The sequence below is a fragment of the Subtercola lobariae genome, from assembly GCF_014640255.1.
Classification (GTDB): Bacteria; Actinomycetota; Actinomycetes; order Actinomycetales; family Microbacteriaceae; genus Subtercola; species Subtercola lobariae.
Genome location: NZ_BMGP01000002.1, coordinates 648,342 through 674,457 on the forward strand (window position 1 = coordinate 648,342; position 26,116 = coordinate 674,457).

20 protein-coding genes are annotated in these 26,116 nt (G+C 63.8%); 16 read left to right on the top strand and 4 right to left on the bottom strand.

Annotated elements, in window-relative coordinates; translation table 11 throughout:
• Window positions 1-28 precede the first annotated feature (28 nt).
• The gene (locus tag IEX24_RS07385) at window positions 29-1,366 is read left to right on the top strand and encodes an NtaA/DmoA family FMN-dependent monooxygenase (protein ID WP_188675940.1); all 1,338 of its coding nucleotides are present in this window, start codon (window positions 29-31) and stop codon (window positions 1,364-1,366) included.
• A gap of 52 nt (window positions 1,367-1,418) precedes the next feature.
• Window positions 1,419-3,185, top strand: coding sequence for an FAD-dependent monooxygenase (locus IEX24_RS07390; RefSeq protein ID WP_188675944.1), 1,767 nt, complete (start codon window positions 1,419-1,421; stop codon window positions 3,183-3,185).
• Window positions 3,186-3,332: 147 nt separating this feature from the next.
• Here IEX24_RS07390 and IEX24_RS07395 read toward each other — a convergent pair whose 3' ends face one another.
• The gene (locus IEX24_RS07395; protein WP_188675946.1) at window positions 3,333-5,336 is read right to left on the bottom strand and encodes an FAD/NAD(P)-binding protein; all 2,004 of its coding nucleotides are present in this window, start codon (window positions 5,334-5,336) and stop codon (window positions 3,333-3,335) included.
• A 512-nt stretch (window positions 5,337-5,848) separates the two neighbouring features.
• Between IEX24_RS07395 and IEX24_RS07400 the strand changes: the two genes are divergently transcribed.
• The 14 genes from IEX24_RS07400 to IEX24_RS07465 all read left to right on the top strand — a co-directional run bounded on the left by IEX24_RS07400 (window position 5,849) and on the right by IEX24_RS07465 (window position 22,218).
• Window positions 5,849-6,757: a MetQ/NlpA family ABC transporter substrate-binding protein gene (locus tag IEX24_RS07400; protein ID WP_188675949.1), complete on the top strand. Its 909-nt coding sequence runs from the start codon at window positions 5,849-5,851 to the stop codon at window positions 6,755-6,757.
• Between the two features lie 79 nt (window positions 6,758-6,836).
• Window positions 6,837-7,868, top strand: coding sequence for a methionine ABC transporter ATP-binding protein (locus IEX24_RS07405; RefSeq protein ID WP_188675952.1), 1,032 nt, complete (start codon window positions 6,837-6,839; stop codon window positions 7,866-7,868).
• Window positions 7,865-8,524 (top strand): methionine ABC transporter permease, encoded by a 660-nt coding sequence (locus IEX24_RS07410; protein WP_188675955.1) that lies wholly within the window; start codon window positions 7,865-7,867, stop codon window positions 8,522-8,524. Before IEX24_RS07405 ends, IEX24_RS07410 begins: the two co-directional genes overlap by 4 nt.
• Window positions 8,525-8,660: 136 nt before the next feature.
• Complete coding sequence (locus IEX24_RS07415) at window positions 8,661-9,719, top strand: LLM class flavin-dependent oxidoreductase (protein WP_188675958.1); 1,059 nt, start codon at window positions 8,661-8,663, stop codon at window positions 9,717-9,719.
• 10 nt (window positions 9,720-9,729) lie between these two features.
• Complete coding sequence (locus IEX24_RS07420) at window positions 9,730-11,067, top strand: LLM class flavin-dependent oxidoreductase (RefSeq protein ID WP_188675960.1); 1,338 nt, start codon at window positions 9,730-9,732, stop codon at window positions 11,065-11,067.
• On the top strand, window positions 11,064-12,401 hold the full coding sequence (locus IEX24_RS07425; RefSeq protein ID WP_188675976.1) for an NtaA/DmoA family FMN-dependent monooxygenase: 1,338 nt from the start codon (window positions 11,064-11,066) through the stop codon (window positions 12,399-12,401). The genes IEX24_RS07420 and IEX24_RS07425 overlap by 4 nt, the downstream gene beginning before the upstream one ends.
• Window positions 12,402-12,414: 13 nt before the next feature.
• A complete protein-coding gene (locus tag IEX24_RS07430; protein WP_229715152.1) occupies window positions 12,415-13,788 on the top strand; it encodes an O-acetylhomoserine aminocarboxypropyltransferase/cysteine synthase family protein in 1,374 nt (457 codons plus the stop codon).
• Window positions 13,785-15,134 (top strand): LLM class flavin-dependent oxidoreductase, encoded by a 1,350-nt coding sequence (locus tag IEX24_RS07435; RefSeq protein WP_188675982.1) that lies wholly within the window; start codon window positions 13,785-13,787, stop codon window positions 15,132-15,134. The genes IEX24_RS07430 and IEX24_RS07435 overlap by 4 nt, the downstream gene beginning before the upstream one ends.
• 89 nt (window positions 15,135-15,223) lie before the next feature.
• Window positions 15,224-15,634, top strand: coding sequence for a DUF427 domain-containing protein (locus tag IEX24_RS07440; RefSeq protein WP_188675985.1), 411 nt, complete (start codon window positions 15,224-15,226; stop codon window positions 15,632-15,634).
• Complete coding sequence (locus IEX24_RS07445) at window positions 15,631-16,899, top strand: catalase (RefSeq protein WP_188675988.1); 1,269 nt, start codon at window positions 15,631-15,633, stop codon at window positions 16,897-16,899. Before IEX24_RS07440 ends, IEX24_RS07445 begins: the two co-directional genes overlap by 4 nt.
• A gap of 430 nt (window positions 16,900-17,329) precedes the next feature.
• Complete coding sequence (locus IEX24_RS07450) at window positions 17,330-18,739, top strand: ABC transporter substrate-binding protein (protein ID WP_188675991.1); 1,410 nt, start codon at window positions 17,330-17,332, stop codon at window positions 18,737-18,739.
• A gap of 4 nt (window positions 18,740-18,743) precedes the next feature.
• Entirely contained in the window at window positions 18,744-19,736 is a 993-nt protein-coding gene (locus IEX24_RS07455; protein ID WP_188675993.1) for an ABC transporter permease, read from the top strand.
• Entirely contained in the window at window positions 19,733-20,617 is an 885-nt protein-coding gene (locus IEX24_RS07460) for an ABC transporter permease (protein WP_229715154.1), read from the top strand. Before IEX24_RS07455 ends, IEX24_RS07460 begins: the two co-directional genes overlap by 4 nt.
• Window positions 20,614-22,218 carry an ATP-binding cassette domain-containing protein gene (locus IEX24_RS07465; protein WP_188675996.1) on the top strand — a complete coding sequence of 535 codons (1,605 nt, stop codon included), beginning with the start codon at window positions 20,614-20,616 and terminating at the stop codon, window positions 22,216-22,218. Before IEX24_RS07460 ends, IEX24_RS07465 begins: the two co-directional genes overlap by 4 nt.
• Here the strand turns inward: IEX24_RS07465 and IEX24_RS07470 are convergent.
• Genes IEX24_RS07470 through IEX24_RS07480 form a run of 3 tightly spaced genes read right to left on the bottom strand, consistent with a single transcriptional unit; the run spans window position 22,215 to window position 26,016 of the window.
• Window positions 22,215-23,435, bottom strand: coding sequence for an acyl-CoA dehydrogenase family protein (locus IEX24_RS07470; RefSeq protein WP_188675999.1), 1,221 nt, complete (start codon window positions 23,433-23,435; stop codon window positions 22,215-22,217). The genes IEX24_RS07465 and IEX24_RS07470 overlap by 4 nt on opposite strands.
• A complete protein-coding gene (locus IEX24_RS07475; RefSeq protein ID WP_188676002.1) occupies window positions 23,432-24,661 on the bottom strand; it encodes an acyl-CoA dehydrogenase family protein in 1,230 nt (409 codons plus the stop codon). Before IEX24_RS07475 ends, IEX24_RS07470 begins: the two co-directional genes overlap by 4 nt.
• The gene (locus IEX24_RS07480) at window positions 24,658-26,016 is read right to left on the bottom strand and encodes an LLM class flavin-dependent oxidoreductase (RefSeq protein ID WP_188676585.1); all 1,359 of its coding nucleotides are present in this window, start codon (window positions 26,014-26,016) and stop codon (window positions 24,658-24,660) included. The genes IEX24_RS07475 and IEX24_RS07480 overlap by 4 nt, the downstream gene beginning before the upstream one ends.
• Between the last annotated feature and the right edge of the window lie 100 nt (window positions 26,017-26,116).

Here is a 26,116-nt window from a genome sequence, read left to right on the forward strand (position 1 = left end):
ATTCACTCTTCGACGAAAGATCATCACCATGAGCAAGAAGCAGATTCGACTGACCCTGAACCTGCAGTCGACCGGGCGCCACGACGCCGCCTGGAAGACCTTTCCCTCGACCACCGACTGGGTCGACGGCGTCGACTACTTCATCAAAATCGCCCAGCTCGCCGAGCGCGGCAGATTCGACGGCATCTTCATTGCCGACCGCCTCGGCGGCCTCGACAAGACCGGGCGCATTCGCCCGTGGCGCGGGCTCGACCCGACTGTGCTGCTCGCCGCGCTCGCCCGCGAGACGTCGCACATCGGCCTACTGTCGACGAACCCGGCCATCCACGGCAACCCGTTCTTGCTCGCCCGTCAGATCTCGTCGCTCGATCACGTGAGCAAGGGCCGCGCCGGCTGGAACATCATCACCAGCCAAGAGTCGAACACACTACAGGCGCTCGGCAAAGACCAGGTGCTCGACTCTGAGACGCGTTACCGCGCAGCCGACGAGTTCGTGTCGATCGTCGACGCGTTCTGGCGCTCGCTTCCGCCAGAAGCCGTGGTCGGTGACGCCGAGGCCGAGGTCTACATCGACGAGAGCCTCACCCGGCCCGTCGACATTCAGGGTGAATTCTTCCGCGGCGCGGGCGTGCTGCCGCTGGTCGGCGGCTACCGCGGCGAGCGCCCGGTGCTCTTTCAGGCCGGAACCTCACGCGCCAGCAAGCAGTTCGGTGCCCGGTGGGCGGATGCCCTCTTCACGTCACAGCGTCTGCCCGAGCTCGGCCGTGCCTTCTCCGACGAGGTGAAGGGCCTTGCCGAAGCCAACGGCCGCAGCCGCGATTCGCTGCTCGTGCTACCCGGCCTCTACGTCATTCTCGGCGACACCGAGCAAGCGGCCATCGCACGCAAAGACGAGCTCGACAACCTGCTCGCCATCGAGCCGCTCATCGATACGCTTTCTGACTACCTCGAGTTCGACGTCTCGCACCTCGAGCTCGATAGTGAGCTGCCGTACGCCTCGCTCGACACCCCGGCCAGTACCTCGCACGCCACCGTGCGCCGCCAGCAGCTCGTCGCCGATGCGAAGAACCGCCAACTGAGCATCCGCCAGCTGCTCTTCAACAACCTCTCGGGCGGCCAGCGCGTCATCATCGGTACGCCCGAGCAGGTCGCAAACGACATCGAGCACTGGGTCGACACCGACGCGGCCGATGGATTCACCATCAACATCGACGTGCAGACGAGTGGTTTCGAGGCCTTCGTCGACGGCGTGGTGGGTGAGCTGCAAGACCGCGGCCGGTTCCGCCGCGAGTACGAGCACGACACCCTGCGAGGCAACCTCGGGCTGGGCTCGAGCCTGCCGAGCGAAAGCCTTGTGAGCGCCTGAGCTCTGCCGAACATCCCGTACCCGACCTGCCTAGTTTCGAAAGAGAAAACCCATGTCACTCAGTTCATACGCCGGCCCCGATAAGACCAGGGTCAATGTGGTCACCTTTCCGCGTGCAACGCCGCCGACCGATGTCGAGGTGCTCATCGTGGGTGCCGGCCCCTCGGGCCTCGGCACTGCGCTCGAGCTTCAGCGTCACGGCATCGAGGTAGCCGTGGTCGACTCGGCCACCGAAGCCACCCTGGTGCGTGCCGGAGCGGCCGGCGTCAGCGCTCGCACGGTCGAGATCTTTCGCACCTGGGGTGTGGCCGAGCGAGTTCGTGAGAGCTGGACCGTTCCGCCCGAGTGGAACAAGGGCAATATTCTGGTCACCTCAGTGGTGGGTCACGTGCTCGGCGGCAACGTGCCCGACGCGTTCTCGCGCCGCACCGGCAGCCCCATCTCGCGCGAAGACGGCGTTCGCCGCCCGCAGACCGTGTTTCAGCAGGTGTTTCTCGACCGGCTCGCCGAGCTCGACGTCACTGTCGCGGCCGGTTGGCGGGTCGAAGGCCTCGAGCAAGACGCCGACGGGGTCACCACGACGGTCGTCGACATCGAGAGCGGCGAGAAGCGCAGCATCCGGTCGACCTATGTGATCGGCGCCGACGGCTCGAAGAGCACGGTGCGCAACCTGGCCGGCATCACCCGCACGGGCGAGTACGCCACCGAGCGGCACTGGCGCTACGTGGTTCGCACCAAGGGCGGAGTACCTGCAGAGCTGGGCGCGGCCCCGAGCGCGAGCAACATCATCTTCAACAACGACTACTCGGGCTTCATTTCGGCCATCAACGAGACCGACTGGCGCGCCTACGCGGGGCCGTTCGCCCTCGACCACGTGCCCACCGAAGACGAACTCATCTCTGCCGCGAAGAAGGGCTTCGGCTTCGATGTCGACCTCGAGATCGTGAGCCTCACCTCGTACTTCAAGAGCACGCGTATCTCCGACGAATTCGTTCGCGGCCGCGTCGCACTGGTAGGCGACGCCGCACACGTGCGCACGCCGGGCGGCAACCTCTCTGAGGGCTTCGGCGACGTAGCGAACCTCGGCTGGAAGCTTGCGGCGGTGCTGCGCGGCTTCGGCGGCGAGCGTCTGCTGGCCTCGTACGACGAAGAGCGCCGCATTCACAACTGGCGCGTTGCCGACCACGCGCTTGAGCGGTCGATCGCAAACGATGAGGCGCTGGCGAAGATCAGGGCCATCGGCGTTCCCCATGACGACGACACGAGCCCCGAAGCCGTCGACCTTCGTGTGCAGATCGGTGCGATCATCGCCCGTGACTTCGCCTTCGCTCTCGGCGTGGTGTTCGACGAGCGGTACGACGCTTCGTCGGTCGTGGTCTACGACGCCGAGCAATTCGACACCGACCCGCAGTGGACTCCGTCTGTGTATGTGGATGACGCGCGACCCGGGCATCGCGCCCCGAACGGCGCCATCGAAACTGGCGGTGTGACCCTCTACGGGCGCCTCGGCAGCTGGCCGACGCTCTTCGTGCTGAACGACGACACCTCGGCGGTAGCCCAGTTCACAGCGGCCGCGGCATCGCGCTCGGTTCCGCTTGACGTGGTGTACCTCACCGAGCCTGAGGTGCGTTCGCTCTACGCGTCGGACTACGTCATCGTGCGCCCCGACCACCACGTCGCCTGGCGTGGAATCGGCCACGACTTCGACGCCGCCGCGGTGATCGACACGATCTACGGGCGCGACGCTGCTGCTGATGCTGATGCTGACGCATCGGGTGCGAGCGAGTCGGAGAAGGTGCTCGAGGCCGCAGAGGCGTAGGCCTCACATCTCCCAGTGACGAAAAGGGCCGAGCAGACGATATGTCTTGCTCGGCCCCATTTTCGTTGCCGAGCCAGGTCGAGTCAGCCCGGCTCCCCCAACTCCCCCGGGCTGGCCCAACTCCCCCGGCTGGCCCAACTGGCAGGGCTAACCCAACTCCCCCAGCTGCGCCAGAATCGCCCGCGCCACCCGATCGTTCTCGCGGAACGCGATCGCGTTCGTGCGCGGCCGCGAGAACGCTCCGACGACGGGCGAACTCGTGTACGGACCGACCGCGTATCGCCTGTCGTGATGTTCACCTGAAGCAGACTGCACCCGCGTATCGCCGCGCCTGACCGAGAGCCGCCCAGTCGCCTCGCTGAAGCCCGCGTCACGCGCCACTTCTTCGAGCCCCGCTCCCGATTCGATCAGCGAGCGCAGCAGGTCGTTCTCGCTGCGCGCCACATTCGACTGCGGCAAGCGCGCATCGACGAGAGCGCTCGCCCGAACTTCGCGGTCGAGGTTCGGGCTGCGAGCCACGAATTGCCCTCTGTCGTCGTCTGTCTCAACGCTCAGCTCGCCGCCGAGAAACTCGACCACGCCGGCCTCTGAGAGCGCCAGCAACTCTTCGAGCCGGTGCCCCGGCGGCCCACTGGCGATGTAGCTGAAGTAGCCGAGCCACCAGCCGTTGAGGTCGCGAACCCGCGACTCGGCGCTCCACACGGGCGAATCGAAGAACGGCGAAAGGGTGAACAGGCTTGTCAACAGTCCCATGAAGAGGCCGAGCGTGGCGCTGTGCTGCTGCACGGTTCGCAGCGTCAGATCGGCGGTGATGTAGTCGCGCAGGGCGGCTTGCAATTCACCCTCGGAGCCGAAGGTGCGGCCCGCGAGCGGGCGGTCGAATTCGGGCAGCAGCAGGCGGTCGATGGGGTCGATGACGCTGCGTTCGACGAGGGCGCGCAGTCGGGCATCCGCCGCCAGCACTGCCTGCGGCTCGAGCTCGGTGAATTCGGCCGAGAACTGCTGCCAGCTGATCGAGGTGCGCTCCGGATGCCCGGTGAAGAGCTCTCGGTAGTACGCCCAGAGCATCTCTTTGGCAATGAGCGGCCACACATCGGCGACGAAATCGAGGCTCTCATGCTCGGCTTCGAGGCGAGCGACGATCTCTGGCGTGAAGAAGGTGGGCGTGAGAGCGTCGCCGACGATCTTCGAGCTGATCTTCGAGTGGTAAGGAACCCCGCGGCGCGAACCGAGCAGCAACACGGGCTCGCGGCCCGAAGGCAGGTAGCGCAGGTCGCCCTCGGCCGAGCGCTCATACCGGCCACCGCGCCCCTCGGTCAGCAGCACGGTGAGGTCGACGGCGGCGAGTCCCAGGCCGCGCACGATGACACGCTGGTGCGGCGCGAGCGCGCGAGTATCGGCGTCGGTGGTGAACGCCGGCGGCAGGTAGAACAGCTCGTGGCGAGCCGCGAAATCGATGAGAGCGGAGTGTTCACGCTCGGGCGTCGAGCCGTTGTGTCCCAGCGAATACAGCACAACGTCGACGTCGAGCTCGACGCCGGAGTCGAGCACGACGCGCTGAGTGCCGGAGTCGAGATCGTCGACCCTGAGGGCCCTTTCGGTGTGCGAGTAGACCCGGTAGTTCTCGGGCAACGCACGCAGTGCCTCCTGGTAGAACCAGTCGAGGTAGAGGCTCTGCAGGCGCCGGGTGGCAAAGCTCCCGCCAGTGAGATGCTTCAGTTCAGACCGCAACGCTGGGTCGTCGATCACAATCTCGATCTCACCCTCGCGCACCCGCTCGGCCCACTCGATGAGCGAGGGGCCGGGCCTGACCGGGCCCTCCATGGTCGAACTCGCGTCGGTGAACATGGTGACATCGGCCGCCATCGAGTTCAGTTTCAGCAGCGGCGACTGCTCATACCGCCAGATGCGGCCTGCGCCGGGCGGAAACGGGTCGATCAGATGCACCGTGATGTGCTCGCCTGGGCGACGAAACTCGGCGGCGTTGGCCGCTAAACGTTCGAGCACGCCAACACTTCGCGGGCCGGCGCCGATGATGGCGATCGAGTGCCGCCGGGCATCCGGAGCAGAATCGGGCGGTGGCCGCCGCGCAAAAAGACGATCGCCGTCGGCCGTTCCGGCCTCGGCGGTTCGCCCACAGTCAAGAGACATGAAATGCGTTTTCCTCGATGAGAGGCGTCGGTTCTGGTCATTCTCGACCAGAACCGACGCCCGCTGATAGTGCTTGTGGCTGACGTTAATGCTACGAAATCGGCAGCCCGGGAGGGTTCACGAGCGGCGTCGGCACGTCAGAGCACTTTGCTCCGAAACTCTCTGGTGCGTACCGGATTGCGCTGGATCGACGTTAGGGGTGCCAGGCACCCGAACCGGTTCCGTGTGAACACGCTAGGTAACACTTGACACGAATCGACACGACGTTGACGCAGCGGCTCACTGTCTGCACAGCAGCTCACTGTCTGCACAGCGGCCCTGTTCAGAGCCGTTGCGAGATGTGACGACTGTGCCCGTTTGTTACGAACACATTTCTGTGAGCTCTCGAATGTTGCGTAAGGTGACCGGGCGGGTTCGCGCTGAGGCGGCACGACACCGGCATCTCCGCGGGTCTCGTGACGGCACCTCACAGCATTCTCAGTCGCACACCGACCCGCGAAAGGAATCGAAAAATGTCACTCACCAAGAAAATCCTGGCCGCGGCCGCCGCGCTGCCCCTCATCGCGGTGCTCGCGGGTTGCGCCGGCTCATCGACAGGTTCATCGAACGCGTCGGGAACCGCTACACCTACGGTGAAAATCGGCGTCGTCGGCGCGAGCGACCCCTACTGGGCCACGTACACGCAAGCCGCGAAAGACGCCGGCATCACCGTCGACATCGTCGACTTCTCTGACTACGCTCAGCCGAATCCCGCGCTCACCGAGGGCGAACTCGACCTCAACCAGTTTCAGCACATCGTCTATCTGGCCAACTACAACGTCGCCAGCAATAGCGACCTGGTGCCCATCGGCTCGACTGCGATCTATCCGCTGGGCTTGTACTCCACCAAGTACAAGTCGGTCGCCGACATCAAACAGGGCGACACAGTCGCTATTCCGAATGACGAGTCGAACCTCGCCCGCGGATTGCTCGTTCTGCAGTCGGCTGGCCTGGTGAAGCTGAAAGACGGAGGCACTATCTTCGCGACCACCGACGACATCGACGAGGCCAACTCGAAGGTGAAGGTCACGACCGTCGATGCCTCGCTCACCGCCTCGTCGCTGCCCGATGTGGCCGCCGCCATCATCAACAACGACTATGTGGCGAATGCCGGCCTTGCCGCGTCTGACGCCATCGCGCAAGACGACCCGAGCGACCCCACCGCGGTGCCGTACGTGAACATCTTCGCCGCGAAAGCGGCTGACAAAGACAACCCCACGTTTCTGAAGTTGGTCGACATCTACCAGAACACTCAGAGCGTGCTCGACGGCGTCAAAGAGAAATCGGGCGGCACCGCCGTGTTCGTGAAGACTCCCGTCGCCGACCTGCAGAAATCACTCACCGACGTCGAGGCGCAGGTCAAGGCCCACAAGGCCGGATAGTCCACGGCTGAACCACCCACAGCGGTTTCGGCGGCACCTCGCCGTCGAAGCCGCTGTTTTTCTCGTAAGGAACACCTTCATGGCTCTCATCAGCCTGACCAACGTCAGCAAGACCTACCCCCCGGCCGAACGCGGCGGCGAGCGGGTCATCGCCATCGACGACGTGACGCTCGACATCGAGAAAGGTGACGTCTACGGCATCATCGGGTATTCCGGTGCGGGCAAGAGCACCCTGGTGCGCCTGATCAACGCACTCGAACGCACCACCTCCGGCGCCATTCGAATCGACGGCCGCGACATGACCGCTTTGCCCGAACGCGACGTGCGCCGCATCAGGCTGGGCATCGGAATGATCTTTCAGCAGTTCAACCTGTTCAATTCGAAGACCGTCTTCAACAACATCGCCTACCCGCTCAGGGTCGCCGGTGCCGACAAGAAGACGATCGCTTCGCGAGTGGATGAACTGCTGAGCTTCGTGGGCCTGACCGACAAAGCCCGCAACTACCCCGAGCAGCTCTCGGGCGGCCAGAAGCAGCGCGTGGGCATCGCCCGGGCGCTCGCGGCTTCGCCGAGCATCCTTCTCGCCGACGAAGCGACCAGCGCCCTCGACCCCGAGACCACCAGCGAGGTGCTCGCGCTGTTGAAGCGGGTCAATACCGAGTTCGGTATCACCATCGTGGTCATCACCCACGAGATGGATGTCATTCAGACGCTCGCGACGAAGGTAGCCGTGATGGACGCCGGCCGCATCGTGGAGCGCGGCGACGTGTTCGAAGTGTTTTCGAACCCGCAGCAGGCTTCGTCGAAACGGTTCGTGTCGACCGTGGTTCAGGGCGTGCCCTCACGCGATGAAGTACTAACGCTGCGGCAGCGCCATCGCGGGCGCATCGTGACGTTCTCGTTTCGCGACGGAGATGTGTCGCAGTCGGTGGTCTTCGCCGAACTTGCGCGCGCTAACGTCGGTTTCGAGATCGTCTATGGCGGCATCAACGATATTCAGGGCCAGGTGTTCGGCCACCTCACGCTGGCGCTCAGCGGAGCGGCCACCAACCAAGAAGAGGCGCTCACGAACATCCGATCGCATATCACGGTGACGGAGGCGGGGCTGTGAACGAACTCATCGACCTGCTGCCGAAGCTCTGGCAGGCCACCTTCGAAACCCTCTACATCGTGGGGCTCAGTCTGCTCTTCGGTGGCGTCGGCGGGCTCGTTCTCGGGCTCGGCCTCTATGTGACCCGTCGCGGAAATCTCTACCAGAACCGGGTGGTATTCGGTGTTCTGAATGTGCTGGTCAACGTCTTCAGGCCCATTCCGTTCATCATCTTCTTGGCCGCCGCCCAGCCGCTGGCGCGCGCCGTGCTGGGCGTCGGAATCGGCAACAACGCCATCATCTTCACACTGTCGCTGGCGGCCACCTTCGGCGTCAGCCGCATCGTCGAACAGAACCTGCTCACGGTGCAGCCCGGCGTGATCGAGGCGGCGAGGTCGGTCGGAGCCGGCCGTTTGCGCATCGTGTCGACCATCGTGGTGCCTGAAGCGCTCGGGCCCCTCATTCTCGGCTACACGTTCATCTTCGTGGCGTTGGTCGATATGTCGGCCGTTGCCGGCTACATCGGCGGCGGCGGGCTCGGTAACTTCGCAATTCAGTACGGTTACCGGCAATTCAACCCGGCCGTCACGTGGGCGGCGGTGCTGATCATCATCATCATCGTGCAACTGGTTCAGTTTCTGGGCAACTGGCTCGCTCGCAAGGCCTTACGGCGGTGATCTTACGCACTTGTGCACTCCGTCTTTTCGAATCGCGAAACATGGTGTCACACCGTGTCACAAGCTGTCGTCGAGCGTGACCGCACCCGCTGCGGTCGATAGCGTTCGATTCGTTCGGTAGCGCCAAGGAGACACCATGACCCACCAGTCGAATTCCGATTTCGAGAGACCCGTTGAAGCTCCGCTTCAGATCGGAGTGTTCGCCCACTTCGCCGAAGAAGATGGCTCGGTTCACTCGAACGCCGACTCCGTCTACGAGCGCTTCATCGACTTGTTCGTGCACGCAGAAAGTCTTGGTTTCGATTCTGCCTGGGTGCGCCAGTTTCATCTTCAGAACGCTGACAGATCTCGAGCGGGCGGCTTGCCGTCGCCGTTTGTATTTCTCGCCGCAGTTGCAGCGCGCACAGAGCGCCTGCGCCTCGGCACCGGTGCCGTGACGCTTCCGCTTGAGAGCCCGCTGCGCGTGGCCGAAGACGCGGCGGTGCTCGACGTTCTGAGCGGCGGACGAGTCGAGCTCGGCGTCGCAAATGGCGGCGGGCTGCCCGGGCTCGCCGAGGTCTTCGGGCGCTCCTTCGCCGACGATCCCGCAAAGCGCCGTGTCGATTACCTCAAGGCGCTGCAGGCGCTGCTCGACGCTCTCGCCGGCAAGCCCCTCGACGAGGCAGGCCAGATCATCTCACCTTTGCGCCCACAACTACTGGATCGATTCTGGCAGGCCACACTCTCAGACACGAGCGCGTTCGAGGCCGCTGAACGAGGTCACGGCGTGCTCGTGGGAACCACCCAGACTGTTCCTGCCGAGGTCACGGCAGCGGCCTACTATCGCGGGCTTGCCGACGGCGTAACGCCTCGACTGGGGCTGTCGACACTGATCTTTCCCGGTCGCAGCCGGGAAAGCGCGTTGCGCGAGGCCGAAGCAGGCATTCTCAAGAAATGGGCCTGGGGCAAAGACTTTCTTCCCCCCGCGACCACCCTTGCTGAGATTGCAAACTCGCTGAGCATCCACTACGGCACCGCTGAGCAGATCGCGGAGTCGATCGCCAGCCAACCGGCTTTCGCCTACACCACGCACCTTCAGGTGCAAGTCGAGCTTGTGTACTCGAACTTCGCCAAGCGCCACGACGCGCTCGAACTCTTCGTGAACGAGATAGCTCCGGCCCTCGGCTGGCGTTCGCCACTCGCCGCCACCGTCTAGGAGAAACACAATGGCATTCGAACAACGACAACCCCTCGCTCTCGGCGCCGGGCTCTTCTACCCGGGCGGTGAGCATGTCACGGCGTGGCGGTCGGCCGACGCGGTGCCAGAGCAGTATCTCGATCTCGACTATTACGCCCACTTCGCTCAGACCGCAGAGGCCGGCACCTTCGCCACGGTGTTCATCGCAGACGAACTCTACGTGTGGGATCGATTCGCCTCGGGAATCAGTCACGGGGTGAATGTGCGCCCAGAGCCGTTCACGCTGCTGAGTGCGCTGTCACAGCTCACCTCGAAAATCGGTCTCGCCGCGACGATTTCGTCGACATACAACGAGCCGTACCATGTGGCGCGCAAACTCGCCTCGCTCGATCACCTCAGCCACGGCCGTGCGGCGTGGAACCTCGTCACCAGCGCGAGCGATGAGGAGGCCCGCAACTTCGGCCGCGACAGCAACCTCGACCACGCCGTGAGGTACCGCCGCGCAGAGGAGTTCGTCGACGTGGTCACGGGGCTGTGGGACAGCTGGGATGGCGACGCCTTCCTCTACAACCGAGCAAGCGGCCTGTTCGCCGATCGCACCAAGCTGCACGTGCTCGACCACCACGGCGAGTTTCACTCGGTGCGAGGGCCCCTGAATGTGCCACGGCCTCCGCAGGGGCATCCGGTGCTCTTTCAGGCCGGCGCATCTGAAGCAGGTCGAGCACTCGCCGGGCGCACCGCTGAGGCCGTGTTCACCATCAGCCCGAACGATTTGACGGGCGCTCAGCAGCTCTACAGCGAGTACAAAGCGCGCGCCACTGGCGCGGGTAGAAGCGCTGACGATCTGCGGGTGCTGCCTGCACTGCTTCCCATCATCGGTCGCACTGAAGAAGACGCCGAAGAGCGTTTCAGAGAGATCGCCCGGTTGACTCCCGACCAGGTGTCGCTCGACCTGCTCTCGCATCACCTCGACGCTGACCTCAGCGATCGTGATCCCGACGAGAAATTCGTGTTCGACTTCGACCCCGAGAATTTCAACCAGGTCAGAAGCGTGTATTCGAGCATTGCAGCGATGCTCGAACAGCGCGATTACACGCTTCGCGAACTGTACAACACGCTGCTTCGTCAACGTTTTCGCCTGGGTACGCCCGATAGCCACGCCGCCTGGATCGCCGACCGGTACGAGCAGCACGCGGCCGACGGATTCATCGTGATGTTCTCGACGCTTCCTGACGGTCTCGATGATTTCGTCGAGCACATCGTTCCGCGCTTGATCGATCGCGGGGTGTATCGCGCTGAATACGCCGGCGATACTCTGCGCGAGAATCTGGGGCTCGAACGCCCCGCAGGAAGGTATGCAGCATGACCAGACGACTTCTTCTCGGCGCGTTTCTGTTTCACCCAGGCGGCGCACACGTCACGGGTTGGCGTCATGAGAGCGCGGAGCCCGACCGTCATCTCGACATCGATTTTTTCGCCGACTTCGCGCGTACCGCCGAACGCGGAGTCTTCGACACCCTCTTTTTCGCCGACGGGCTGTACTTCTGGGACAGATTCACCTCGGGAATCGACCACTACAGCCAGGTGCGCCCCGAGCCGCTCACTCTGCTCGCCGCGCTGTCGGTGCGCGCCAAGAACATCGGCCTCGCTGCAACCATCTCGACCACCTACAACGAGCCGTACCACGTTGCTCGCGCACTCGCTTCGCTCGATCACATCAGTGGCGGCCGAGCGGCGTGGAACCTCGTGACCTCGCGCTATGACGAGGAGGCGCGAAATTTCGGCGGAGACAGCCACCTCGATCACTCCCGACGATACGAGCGCGGTGCAGAATTCGTAGAAGTCGTGAACAAGCTCTGGGATAGCTGGGCCGACGATGCGATTCTCGCTGACAAGGCCAGCGGCTTCTTCGCCGATAACACGAAACTGCAGACGCCCGACCACCGCGGCGAATTCTTCACCGTGCGTGGCCCACTGAACATCACACGTGGGCCGCAGGGGCACCCCGTGCTTTTTCAAGCCGGCGGTTCGCCTGCGGGTCAAGAACTCGCCGCAGCGACAGCCGATGCCGTCTTCACCCACTTTCCCTCTCTCGAAGAGGCCAAGCGCTTCTACGCGGGCTTGAAGAAACAAGTCGTCGAACACGGGCGCGATCCAGAGCGATTCTCCATCTTGCCCACCTTGCGCCCGGTTGTCGGTAGGTCGCGTGCCGAGGCCGAAGACCTCGCAGAGCAGATTCTCGCGACAACCCCCGACAGCCTCATCGTCGAAGACGTCTCACACTCGATCGGCCAAGACCTCACCGGGCGCTCGGCCGATGAACGGTTCGCCTTCGCGCCGAACGTCGACGTCTCGAACGAGTCGAAGTCACCCAACAAGCGCAGGGAGTGGGCCGGTCAGAGCGAACAGGTGACCGCCCGCGAGCTGTACGCTCGTTCGTTCAGAGAAAACGTCGTCATCGGCACCGGCATCGAGATCGCCGACATTGTCGAAGAGCGTTTCACCGAGTTCGCGGCCGATGGGTTCATGGTTCAATCGCTCACTGTGCCGAGCGGTCTTGAAAACTTCGTCGACGAAGTGATTCCTGAGCTGCAACGCCGTGGGCTGACCCGCACGGCCTACGAAGAGACCACGCTGCGAGAGCGGTTCGGGCTCGAGCGCGCGCCTCGCGCCGACTACGCCCAGACCGTAGCGGGTTAATGCGATGACGACGGTGGATGCTCGTACTCTGCCTCTCGCGCCGAGTGTCGTTGCCGACCTACGCACCTCGCCTCTCGTGGAGCCGGCGACAACGACGCCAGTGTTGACCCGCGGCAGGCAGGGATTCAGCACGAGGCAGGTGCATGCCGGCACAGCCGTGGCAGATGCCAACCAGTCGCGGGCCTTGCCGATTCACCTGACCGCCGGGTTCGTCTTCGACGACTTCGACCAGGCCGCCGCGCGCTTCGGCGCCGACGACCCCGGCTTCAGCTACACCCGAATCGGAAACCCTACGACTGAAGCAGTCGAGCGTCTCATTGCGGCTCTCGAGGGCGGCGTCGAGGCCGTGCTTCTCTCGAGTGGTCAGGCTGCCATCGCGACAGCCTTGCTGGCACTGCTCGGCGGAGGCGACCGGCTTCTCACGGCTGCGAGCATCTATGAGGGCTCGAGGAGCCTCTTTCTCGAGAACTTCGCCCGGCTCGGAATAGCCACCGACGAGGTGGTCGACACGCGAAGTGCCCAGGCTTGGGAACGCGCGATCCGCCCCACCACCCGCGCGATCTTCGCAGAGTCGATCCCGAACCCGCGTAACGATCTCACCGACATCGCCCTCGTGGCCGAGGTAGCGCATCGACACGGCATCCCGCTGGTCATCGACAACACCTTCGCCACCCCGTATCTGCTGCGCCCGCTCGAACACGGGGCTGACATCGTGGTGCACTCGGCGAGCAAGTTTCTCTCGGGGCACGGCACGGTTCTCGGCGGAGTCGTGGTCGACGGCGGCACCTTCGACTGGTCGGCGCACCGCGACAGGTTCGGTCAGATCACCGAGCCCGCGCCCGGACTCGATGGCCGCGGCTATGGCGACATCGCCGGGCGTGCGGCCTACTCGGCGTACCTTCGCCGCGCCGTTGTGCCCCGGTTCGGCCCCACGCCGTCGCCGTTCTCGGCGTTTTTGATTCAGCAGGGCATCGAAACTCTTTCGCTGCGGGTTCAGCGCCAGAGTGACACCGCTCTCACCGTCGCCCGCTGGCTCGAAGAGCACCCCGAGGTACAGAGCGTCGACTACTCGGGAATAGCCACAAACGCCTACCACGATCTCGCCCGCAGGTACCTTCCGCACGGCCAGGGGTCGGTCTTCTCGTTCACTCTGCGTGGCGGGCGTGAGGCCGCGCGATCCACGATCAACCGGGTGCAGTTGTTCACCCGCATGACGAACCTCGGCGACGTGCGCTCGCTCATTCTGCACCCCGCCTCGACCACTCACACTCTGCGCTCCCCCGAACAACTGAAGGCTGCCGGTATCGGTCAGGGGCTCATCCGGCTGTCGATCGGTGTCGAAGATGCCGACGATCTGATCGCCGATCTCGAGCAGGCGATTGGATGACCGGGCTGCAGCACTTCGGCTGGTTTCTCTCTCGTGGTTTCGGGCCGCACGGTTGGGGGCAGCCGTACCTCGACTGGAACTACATCTGGCAAGAGCCTGAGCTCTACCAACAGTCGGCCCGCGAGCTGGAACAGGCCGGGCTCGACCTCGTGATCATCGAAGATGCGCTCTCGCTCGGCACCGAATCGACCCTCGATTTGCGCGTTCGCGGTGCCTACGGTGGGCCGAAACACGACCCGCTCAGTCTCACCCCCTACCTCTTTCAGGCCACCCGTCATCTCGGGGTGGTGCCCACCGTAAACCCGCTGCAGTTCGCGCCCTACCAGGCGGCGCGCCAGTTCGCGAGCCTGCACCATTTGAGCCGCGGCCGACTCGGTTTGAACGTGGTGACCGATGTCGGTTCAAGCCGACACTTCGGGCTCGACCCGGTGCCCCACGACTTCGCCTACGATCGAGCAGAAGAGTGGCTCGGCGGCATCCGCGAACTCTGGCACAGCTGGGGTGAAGGTGCTTTGCTCGAAGATCGCCAGTCGAAAATCTTCGCCGACGGCTCGCGGCTCGACGCACTACGCCATCGAGGCGAGCACTGGGCGTTCGACGGGCCCCTCAACGCGTTGCCCTTCGACACGTCAGCAGGTCAGCTCGGTGACCCCGTCGTGGTCTCGCCGGGGTCATCGCCCCGAGGTCTCGCCTTCACCGGGCGCAACTCTGACGTGCAACTGGCGCTTTCTCCGCTCGATGTGCCGAGCGTGCGGGCCTACCGCGCACGCGTCGCCAGCGCAGCTCAGGCGGTGGGGCAGGCCGATCCGCCGCTTGTGCTCTTCGTGTTCAAGCCGATCGTGACGTCGAGCGCCGACGAGGCCGACCGAATCGTTGCCGCGTCTGCTTCACCGAGCGAAGCGAAGCTGAGAGAGGTCGCTCTCGGCTGGTCGAGCGACCTCGATACCGACCTCACCGAACTCGACCTCGACACTCCCGTCGATCCTGCCATTTTCGGCGACCACGTTTCGCGCGGCACGCTCAACGCACTGCTCGACGGTGCCGAGAGCTTCACCTCGGTGACGCTTCGCGAGTTGCTCGCCCCGAAAGCGCGTCTGAAGCGAATTCGCCCGGGCGAGACTGGGCCCGACGGCGGTGGGCAGGTCGGCACCGCCGAAGAGATCGCCGACTTCATCGAGCTTCTCGGCGAAGAGACGGGCAACGACGGTCTGATTTTCGCCGGCGATCTGCACCCCGTGACTGTGCACCGCACCCTCGATGAACTCGTGCCAGAGCTGCGCCGCCGAGGCGTGTTGCGGCGCGAGTTCGGCGGCGGCGGCCTGCGTGCGAACCTCACCGATTTTTGAGTGACGAAACCACCAGGGCTGTCTCGATTCGACTCCCCAATGCGTACTACCCGTACGAATCACCACCAAGCACCACTGAAAGGAACCACATGTCACTGAACACCAGCTCGCCCACCCTCATCGCTCCGCCCGCCGAGCGCCTCGTGAGCCGACGCATCGACGACCTGCTGGTCGCACTCGCGCCGGCGCCGGGAATCGTAGAGATTCGCACTGGAGAAACCGTCGTCGCCTCGACGACTCGTGCTGTCGAGTTGCACGAGGTCGACATTCAGGTGCGCTTCTACATTCCCCGAGAAGATGTGCGGCTCGACCTGCTGCGGCCGATCGAGGGAACGACCTTCTGCCCCTTCAAGGGTGTGGCAAGCGAGTACTGGGCTCTCGCCGACGACACCACCGACACGGCGGTCGCCTGGTCGTACCCAGAACCCAATCCATCGTTCGCCGGCATTGCTGGGCACATCGCGTTCTACGACTCGCTCACTCTGAGCGTCTCGCAGTGAGCTCCGCTCTGGGCGCCCCCGTTCCTCTCCGAATTCGTCACCGAGAAGGCGGGGGCGCCCTGGGCGTGTTCGAGACCACGCACGACGTCAGCGGGTATACCGCAGCGTCGCTGTTCCAGGCCGGCGCCCGAGTCGAGACGGTCGTGCGTTTCTCCACCACCATCGGTCATCTCGAGCTTCCGGATGCTTGGCGAGACGTTCGCGGGTTCGCCGTCAAATTCCGCACCGATGACGGCGACTATGATCTCGTGGGCAACAATTCGCCGGTGTTTTTTCTGAACGATCCGATCAAGTTCGCCTCTCTCGTTCGCGCGGTCGCCGTACGACGCGGCAGCAGCGGGCAGAACCCGGCCGGCGCCCCCTCATTCGACGAGTTGTTCGACTATGACCGGCTCTGGGAATTCTTCACGACGCATACCGAGACCGCGCACCAGGTGACCTGGCTGTTCGGCGACCGCGGCATTCCACTCTCGTGGCGACATCTCGATGGGTTCGGCACCCATACCTACCAGTGGGTCAACGCGCTGGGAGAACGGTTCTGGGTGAAGTATCACTTCATCAGCGAGCAGGGCACGGCATTTCTCGACGAGCAGCAGGTGGCAGGCATCGAAGAGACAGAGGTGGGCTACTACAGCGCAGACCTCGCGGCAGCGATCGATCGGGGCGAGCATCCGGCCTGGTCACTCTTCGTTCAGATAATGCCGTACGACGAGGCCGAACGGTACCGCTTCAACCCGTTCGACGTGACGAAGATCTGGGCGAAAGCCGATTTTCCGCTCGTGCCAGTGGGGCGGTTGGTGCTCGATCGCAACCCCGGCGACTTCGAAGCGCAAATCGAACAAGCCGCATTCAGCCCAGCGAGCATCGTGCCCGGAGTCGGGCCGAGCCCTGACACGATGTTACAAGCGCGAATCGCGAGCTATCCGAACTTTCACAAGCACCGCGTGGTGCTCGATCGAGCGCAGCGGCCCACCGAATCGGCACCCGGTGTTGACCTCGAAACCCGAGCCGAGCGGTGGGAAGACGACGCCGAGCTGCTGGCCTCCGCGGCCGCCGTGCATGCCGAAGACGACGATTTCGCACAGGCCGGCACCCTCGTTCGTTCGGTGCTCGACGACGCCGCCCGCACGAGGTTGGTCACCACCATCGCCCAGCACATCGCCCCCGTGAAGTCGCCCGAGATTCGCGAGCGCGCATTTCGCTACTGGCAGAGTGTCGACGAGTCACTCGGGCGACGCATTCGCGCTCTTTTCGTCGAGCAGTGATGCGCACCATGACGCCGTGCACCATCACGCCGTGCACCAAGACCCCGCGCCGAGACGCCTTCGGGCGAGCCCGGCACGGTACTCGCACGACCCAAAACCCGCGCGGAGAATGACAAGTTGTGTAGCTGCGTGACCAAATCAAACAGTTCGTTACGAGATGCTTCTGCGAAATTGCGAACTGAATTCTCGGCCCATGAACGCTCTGTTAGCGTTCGAATCGAGGCACCACACAGCTCACCATGCGCCCTATTTGAATCGAGATTCGATGATCAACACCCGTTCCCGCCACCGCCACCGCCACCGTGCAGTGCGATTGGCGTTAGCAGCGTCAGTCGCCAGCTTTGCTCTCGTGCTGAGCGCATGCTCATCCAGCGGCAGCGCCAGTCCATCTTCGTCGTCGGCGGCGGCGGGGGGCACGTACACGATCGGAGTGTCAGAGCCCACCAGCACCATCGACCCAGAGACCGTCAGCGCCAGCGGTGCCATGCTCATCGTCGGGCTGGCCTCTGAAGGTCTTATCTCGCAAGACAGCAAGGGCACTCTCGAGCCTCGGCTCGCAAGTTCATGGGCCGCCTCAAGCGATGGTCTGACCTGGACCATCACTTTGCGCGATGGCCTGAAGTTCAGCAACGGCGACCCACTCGGCGCTGCCGACGTCGTGGCCACCTTCAACTCGATCACGGGTCCAGACAGCCAGTCGGCCGGCGCGTCGAGCTTCGAGGGGGTTCTGAAATCGGTCGCTGCCGGGTCGACGCCCAACACCGTCGTGTTCACCCTCGACAGCCCGTTCTCCGATTTTCCGTATCTGCTCACGGGATCTAACACGACTATTCAGCCTGCCTCATATAAGCAGGGCACGAACTGGATCGACAATCCGGTTGGCGCAGGCCAATTCCTCTTACAGAAGTACACCCCCGGCCAGTCGGTGACCTACATCAAGAACCCCGATTATTGGGATGCCGCTGACGTCAAACTCTCGGCAATCACGGTCAACTTCTACGCCGACGAACAGGCCCAACTCCTCGCGTTTCAGAGCGGTGAGATCGACCAGATCAACGACAGCGCCACTGTCGCCAGCACACTCAACCTGGCCGACTACCGCCAGACAGCACCCTCGTACACCCACTTCGATGGCCTCTTCTTCGACGTGACCCAGGCGCCATTCGACGACGTGAGCGTGCGTCAGGCGGTCGCTTGGGCTCTCGACCGCAAGGCCATCGTGCAATCTGTCTACGGCGGTCAAGCGACGGTAGCGAACGACAACGAGTACTTTCCGAATTTCTCTGTGCAGCCCACGGGTATTCCGCAACGCGACCAAGACCTCGACAAGGTCAAGCAGCTTCTCGGCGGCAAGACGGTGAAGTTCACGATCACCACCTCGACAGACCACAAAACGCTGGCAGAGGTCGTGCAGCAGCAACTCAACGCGATTCCGGGCTTTGACGTCGACATTCAAGTTCTGACCAGCGCTCAGTATTACGCCGACGGCTCAAGCACTCCGTGGCTCAACGCTCCTGTGACCATCACAGACTGGGCACAGCGCCTTCCTTCGCAGTTCGTCAATCTGATTTTCAAAAGCGGCGCGGTCTGGAACGCCTCGAAGTATTCCAACCCTCAGCTAGAGAATCTGTCGAGCCAGTACGACGCGGCGGCAGCGGCACCCGAGAAGCAGACCCTGGCGAACCAGATCGCGACGATCGAAAACAACGACGTCGCCGCGATCGTGCCGGCGTTCGCTACCGGGTCGAGCGTGTTGCAGAAGTCTGTGCAGGGTGATTTCGCAGCCCCGCTCGACTTTCCGGGCGGCTTCGACTTCCGCGGCATCTCGAACAGCAAGTAAGCACATGACGACGACCAGCGTGGAACGACGCACGGCCCTGCTCGGCCTGCTTGGCAAACGAGTAGTGCAGATTCCCGTCGTTCTGCTGGTCGTCTCAATTCTGACGTTCTGGCTTCTGCAGGTGGTGCCTGGCAACCCCGGGCGAAACGCCCTTGGCCAATACGCGACCGCCGCACAGGTCACGGCCTGGAACCATGACAACGGCGTAGACGGCTCGCTCGTCACGCAGTATCTGCATTGGATCGGCGGATTCTTCGTCGGCGACTGGGGGCAGAGCCTCGTCTACTCCACCCCGGTCAGAGAGCTTGTGCTCGAAAGGCTCGGCAACTCGCTTCTGCTCGGGCTATACGCCTTCGTCATCATGGTGCCAGTCGCCATCGCCCTGGGTTCGGCGCAGGCCTACCGCGAGGGCAAACGAAGCGATCGAGCCATTACCGTCGGGCTGCTGTCGCTGTCGGCGATTCCAGAGTTCGTTGTCGGCGTGGTCTTGCTGCTCGTCTTCGCCGTCTGGCTTCGCGTCGTGCCCGTGCAGTCGGCCGCTGGCGCCTCGGGTGACTTCTTCGATCGACTGCGGGTTATGACGTTGCCAGCGGTCGTGCTCGCGCTCGGCTATCTCGCCGTCTTGACCAGAATGGTGCGAAGTGGCACCAGTGAGGCGATCACCTCGCAATTTCACCGAACCGCAGTGATCAAGGGCCTCTCGTCTGCCACGATCGTGCGCCGTCACGTCATTCGCAATGCGCTCGTGCCGACGCTCTCTGTACTCGGCATCTACCTCGGCACCCTGCTCGGTGGCAGTGTGATCGTCGAGACCCTGTTCAGTTACCCGGGATTGGGCGCGCTGATGGTCACAGCCGCCGACCGTAAAGATGTTCTGCTGCTCGAGAGCGGCGTCATGATCACCGGGGCCGTCTCCCTACTTGCGCTCCTGTTCACCGATATCTGCTTCGTGCTCATGGATCCCCGGATCCGCTTCAACGCCCGGGAGACCAATTGACAGCCACCATACCCAGATCTGCGGCGCCCACCGCCGAAAAACAAGGCCCGGTCACCGACGATGCAGGCGAGCGCCCCAGCCGCATCCGCAGTCTGCTGAAGCGGCCCTCGTTCGTCATCAGTGTGCTCATCATCGTGTGGTGGGTGGTGGCCGCCCTCGGCTGGCAGATTGTGGGTCTCGAACCCTACGCCAAGACGGGCGACCTTCTCGCCAGCCCAGACTGGGCTCATCCCTTCGGTACTGACAACCTCGGCCGCGATATGTTTGCACGGGTCGTGGCCGGCGCTGGCCCGGCGTTGCTCGTCGGCCCACTCGGTGCTCTGCTGGCTACCGTCGTCGGCGGAACCCTGGGTCTCGTTGCCGGGTATTACCGCGGTGCCGTCGACACTCTGATGATGCGGTTCTTCGATGTCATTCTCGCGTTGCCGAGCCTCATCTTTCTCATCGTGCTGGTCGGCGCTTTCGGCATCAGTACTGCCGCGCTCATCTTGATCGTCGGAATATTGTTCGCCCCCGGAATCGCCCGGATCATTCGTGCCGCAACGCTCGTCGAGATGGGTAAGAGTTATGTGACGGCAGCCAAACTGCAGGGCGAAAAAGACTCTCGCATTCTGTTTCGGGAGTTGCTCCCCAATATTCTGCCGACCCTGGTCATCCAGGCGACGCTGAGCTTGGCGGCCGCCGTGTTCATCACCGCCTCTCTCTCGTTTCTCGGCCTAGGAGAGCAGCCGCCCTCTGCAGACTGGGGGCTCGCAATCAACGAGAACCGCATCTATCTGCAAACGGCATGGTGGACTGTCGTCTTTCCCGCTATCGGAGTCGCGTCGCTCGTTGTGGCGGCGAACCTCATCGCCGACAACATCAGGGAGGTGTCTCGATGACCACGAGCGTCGTCTCGGTCGACAACCTGCGTGTGTCGTACTCGACCTCCCGATCGTCGGTCGAGGTCGTGCGCGGTGTCAGCTTCGACATCGCGCCCGGCGAGTCATACGGCCTGGTGGGTGAGTCAGGCTCGGGCAAGAGCACCATTGCGTTGGCGCTCACGGGGCACCGTGTCGCCGGTGCCACCGTGACAGCCGACTCTCTGAATGTGGCCGGCCTTGATGTGCTCGACCTCTCACAATCGGAGCTTCGAGCGTTTCGTGCACGCAAGATCGGCGTTGTCTACCAAGAACCCGCCCGGGCCCTCAACCCGACGATGACCGTCGGCGCTCAGGTCGCAGAGGTCTTTCGGCTTCGCGGCGATGACCGGGGTCTCGCTCGGCGTGAAACAGTCGCCGCACTCGACCGAGTCGGTCTGCCAGACCCCGCCACCTTTGCATCTCGGTATCCGCACGAATTGTCTGGCGGCCAGCAGCAGCGTGTGGTCATCGCGATGGCTCTGGCTGTGTCGCCCGAACTCCTCATTCTCGACGAGCCGACGACCGGGCTCGACGCCCGCGTCGAAACCGAGGTGATGGCGCTGATCGATCAGTTGCAAATCGAACTGGGCTTCGCGACACTGCTGATCAGTCACAACCTGCCACTGGTTGCCGCGCATTGCCAACGAATCGGAGTTCTTGAGCGCGGCGTGCTCGTCGAACACGGGTCTGCCGCCGACGTTCTGCTGAACCCTTCGCACGCCTACTCGAAAAAACTCGTTGCGGCGCTGCCAGATCTCGCGTTCGCGTCTGCTCGAAACCGAGATTCGGCCGATGAAACCGATCCCCTTGTCACAGTGACCGGCCTCTCTAAGTCATACGGCGGCAAGCGTGCCCTCGACAACGTGTCGCTCACCATTGGCCGGAATGAGATTCTCGGCATTGTGGGGCAGTCTGGAAGCGGAAAATCGACGTTCGGGCGGGCCCTGGCAGGGCTCATTCGGTACGACGGCCAAGTGAGCTTCACCGACTCCTTCGAGCGTCGACGCCCTGCCCGGCCGCTGGTACAGATGGTGTTTCAGAGCCCCGATGCCTCGCTCAACCCCAGGCGCACCGTCCGTCAGGTTTTCGCTCGCTCGATCGAGCTGCTCGGCGGAACGGGCACCGTCGAAATGCTCGCCGAGTCGACGGGCCTCGATCTAGCGCTGCTGAAACTACTGCCCCACGAACTCTCAGGCGGCCAAAAACAGCGTGTCGCCATCGCCCGCGCCTTCGCCGGGCCCGTTCCCCTGGTCATCTGCGACGAACCAACGAGCGCCCTCGACGTGTCTGTTCAGGCGCTCGTCTTAGACCTCCTCGAAGAGCTGCAAGAGCGAACCGGCGTATCGTTCGTGTTCATCTCGCACGACCTGGCGGTGGTGCGCCGCCTCGCCGACCGCATCGGCGTTCTGCACGAGGGCAGGCTCGTCGATCTCGCCCCTACCGAACAACTTTTCTCAGGTGATGTCGATGCTTACACCGAGTCGTTGATCGCGTCGGCGGTCGACCTCCGGGCGCGCGGTGTCAGAACCCCAGCGGTCGCTGCGCCCGGTGACGGATGGCAAGCCAACCGAGCTCGTTAGCGGTACCCAGACGGAATGGGCGCCTCACCATTGATGAAGTACCGCCCGAGCTCGTCGCGCTTGTACGCCACCGGGTCGTGCAGGCTGAGCGTTCGTACATTGCGCCAGAACCGATCGAACGCGAGATTCGTCGCCGTCGACCGAGCCCCAGTGAGCTCGAAGAGCCCACTGCTCACGGCGAGCGCCACGTCAGTCGAGGTGACTTTGGCGCTCGCGATGATCTCGGCGACAGCGGCACGCTGCTCGGCCGTGGCATCATCGCCCAGCGCGTAGAGCCACTCGAGCGCATTCACGCCCCGCTCCACCAGAGCCGACACCGCTTGAACATTCGCCAGATAGTCACCGTAGGCGTTCAGGATGAACGGCTCGTCATGCCCGTTCGACACTGTCGAGTGCAACGCGGGCCGGGTGTGGTTGCGCGTATAGTCCGCGGCTTCGAGCAGCGCCCCTTCGGCGATGGCGAGATGCAGAATGCCGAAGGTGAGCTGAAAGTGCAGCACACCCACCGACTGCCGCGGGGTCTGGCCGAGAGTGACATCGCCGAAGCGTTTGAGAATCTCGGCATCGGTGATGGCGAGCTGGTCGAGAGTGATCGACTGGCTGGCCGAGAGGCGTTGGCCCAGAACATCCCACTCGCCCGTGAACGACACGCTCGGCGACTGCGGGTCGACGATGACGACGACCATTTCGTTCGTCTCAGAGTCGATGGTGATCGAGAAGAGGCGATCGGCCACGGGCGCCCCGGTGGCGAATCCGCTGTCGCCGTGCACGACGTGCCCACCGTCGGTCGCCGTGGTCTTCGGGTAGCCGACGGCACGATTGCTGCCCGGGCTCGCCCACAACCAGCGGTTCTGCACGGTGTCGCGCAGCGCCTTCTCGCTCTGCGGCGTCTCGAAGGTCTGAATGTAACGCAACCACACGTAGTGGTACCCCAAAATGTGCGCGATCGAGGCGTCGCTGCGCGCGATGATGCGCACGAGCTGCGAGGTGGTTCGCCAGGGCAGGCCACCTCCTCCGATCGCTTCAGGCAGACCGGCTGTCAGCAGACCACTCGAGCGCAGCAACTGCACTTCGGCGACGGGCAGAGCATTCGCCCGGTCGCGTTCGACGATATCTGCACGCAGCTGGTCGGCGACGCCCTGCGCAAGGGCGTACCAGCGCAGATGGTCGGCCGGTTCGACGTTCGAAGGGTCGGGTAGAAGGTCGAGACTACTCATTTTTTTACTCCAACAACCCAGGCATAGGCCGGGGCTGCACCGTTCAGCAGGTGGTCGCCCACGTTGCGCGTCTTATAGATTCCAGGGTTGTGCACCGAGATGGTGCGGGCGTTGCGCCAATGTCGGTCGAGGGTCTTCGCCGAATCGACCGACGATGCTCCGCCCACCTCGAACAGTCGCGTCGCGGCTCCGAGCACCGTGTCGACCACCGTGCTGTGAGCCCGCGACACCGTGATCTCGAGCGCGTCGAAGAGCTCGGCGGCCGCAAAACCCTGTTCGTCTCGCGCCGCGTTCAGTCGATCGAACTGCGCTGCCGCCGCTAGCACTACCGCATCGGCCGCGAACGACGCTGCAGAGAGCTGGCCCACCACCTGCTGCACCAGCGGGTCTTCGCGCGCGGTCGCTCCACTCCCGTGACTGAACACACGGCTTCGCCGGGTCACGAACTCGACTGCGTCACGCAGCACTGCACGCCCGATGCCTGCCAGTGAGGCGAGCAGCACCTCTTGGTAGAAAGCGATCATGTAGTTCGGTGCGCGGTCGGCGAACCAGAAGATGTCGTCGGGATCGACCGGAACAGCGTCGAGCACGGTGGTGCCTGAGCCGGTCATCCGCTGACCGAAGCCGGCCCAGTCGTCGACCAGCTCGACTCCTTCGTGACGGGCATCCACCAGAGCGAACGCCCGCTCGCCGCGCTCATCGATGACGCCGATAGCGATGTGATCGGCGAACAGGCTGCCGGTCGAGTAGTGCTTGGTTCCCGTGATGAACCAGCCGTTCTCGGCATCTCCGCTCACCGTCGTTTCGACAGCGCCGAGTGCGCCCGAACCGATCTCGGTAACGGCATTGCCGATGATCGCCCCATCGACCACAGCCCGCAGCCAACGGTCGCGCACCGGCGAATCGACGTCGTTCAGGCGCTCTTCGACCATGCCGAAGTGCGCGCGCAGCAGCTGCGGCAGATTCGAATCGGCCGTACCCAGCTCGATCAGCAGCTCGAAGAACTGGCTGCTGGATGCCCCGCCTCCCCCATCGGCGACCGCGATGCGCACCGCGCCGAAGCCCACCTCGCGCAACCACGCTACGGGCTCGTAGGGCAGAACGCGGCCGCGTTCACGCTCGACGGCGGTGGCCGCGATGCGATCGAACACGGACCGAAATCGCGTCGCCAGCTCGTCGTAGGCCACATCATCGACATTCGGCCTGCTGAAGGTGCCGCTCGTCATTTCTCTCCAAACGCTCCGCGGTACCGCGCGGCAGGGTGTCGTTCGTTCAGCAGGTCAGTGCCGAACAGTTTCTGTCGCAATGTGCCCGGCGTGTATTCGGTCTGGGCGAGCCCGCGCCGTTGCAGCACCGGAACGACCTCGTCGATGAACTCTTCATAAGAGCTCGGGATGCGCCAGTTGGTGATATTGATTCCGTCGACCCCGGCGGCCCGCCACACCTCGAGCTGGTCGGCGATCTGCTCGGGGGTACCCACGACTCGGCCGCGCCGCGACAGAATCGCGCCGAGATCGGCCACGGTGGGCTCGCGGTCGGTGATCGCGCGGCTCAGCCACTGCAGAATGCCCTGGCTCGCATTCGTCTTGATGTCGACCAGCCGCGTTTCGGGCGGGTACGGTGTGCCGTCGGGTTTGGTGCCGAAGTTCATGTGCGTGAGATACCCGTCAAGGCTTGCGAACTCGTCGAGCTCAGCCTCTTTCGCCCGCGCCTCTTCTTCTGTGCGGCCGATCACGAAGGTCAGGCCCTGAAAGAACTTGATGTCGTCAGGGTTGCGGCCCGCCGCCACGGCTAGGGCGCGCGTCTCGGCGATGCCCTCGGCTGCGACCTCGGGCGACGGCGCGGCGATGAAGACCGCCTCGGCGTTGGCCGCGGCGAAGGCCTTGCCCGCTGCCGACGATCCGGCCTGGTAGAGCACCGGGGTGCGCTGCGGTGAAGGCGAGGGCAGATGCGGGCCTTCGACCTTGTACCGTTTGCCTTCGTGATAGATCTTGTGAATCTTCGAGGCGTCGGCATAGATACCTGATTCGCGGTCACGAACGAGGGCCCCGTCATCCCACGACCCCTCCCACAGCTTGTAGGTGACGTCAACGTATTCTCGGGCCCATTCATACCGCTCGTCATGCTCAGTCAGGGCGTCGTAACCGAAGTTGCGGGCCGCGTTCTCCATAGTGCCGGTCACGATGTTCCAGGCGATGCGGCCCTTCGAGATGTGGTCGAGGGTCGAGACCTGACGGGCGAAGTTGAATGGATGCTCTTGCAGCACCCCACTCGTGAAAGCGAGCCCGAGGTGCTCGGTGTTCACGGCGAGCGCAGAAAGCAGAACCGACGGGTCGTTGCTCGGAATCTGCAGCCCCTCTCGCGCATTGAGCACGTACGGGCTGTCGGCAGGGCCGTAGAGCCCCACCACATCGGCGAAGAACACGGCATCGAACTTGCCGCGCTCGAGTGTCTTGACGAGGTCGATCCACACCTCGACATCGTTGAAATCGGCTTGCCGGGCGTCTGGATGCCGCCACTGGCCGTGCTGAATATGTGAACCGGTATTCATCACGAATGCGTTGAACCGCAGTGCTGTCATGAGGGTGCTTTCGGGTGCGTTGTGGCGTGCGTAGTGCGTACTTTGGTGCGTGTGTTGTGCGTGTGTTGTGCCGTCGCCCGGAGCGGCTTCGGGGTGATGC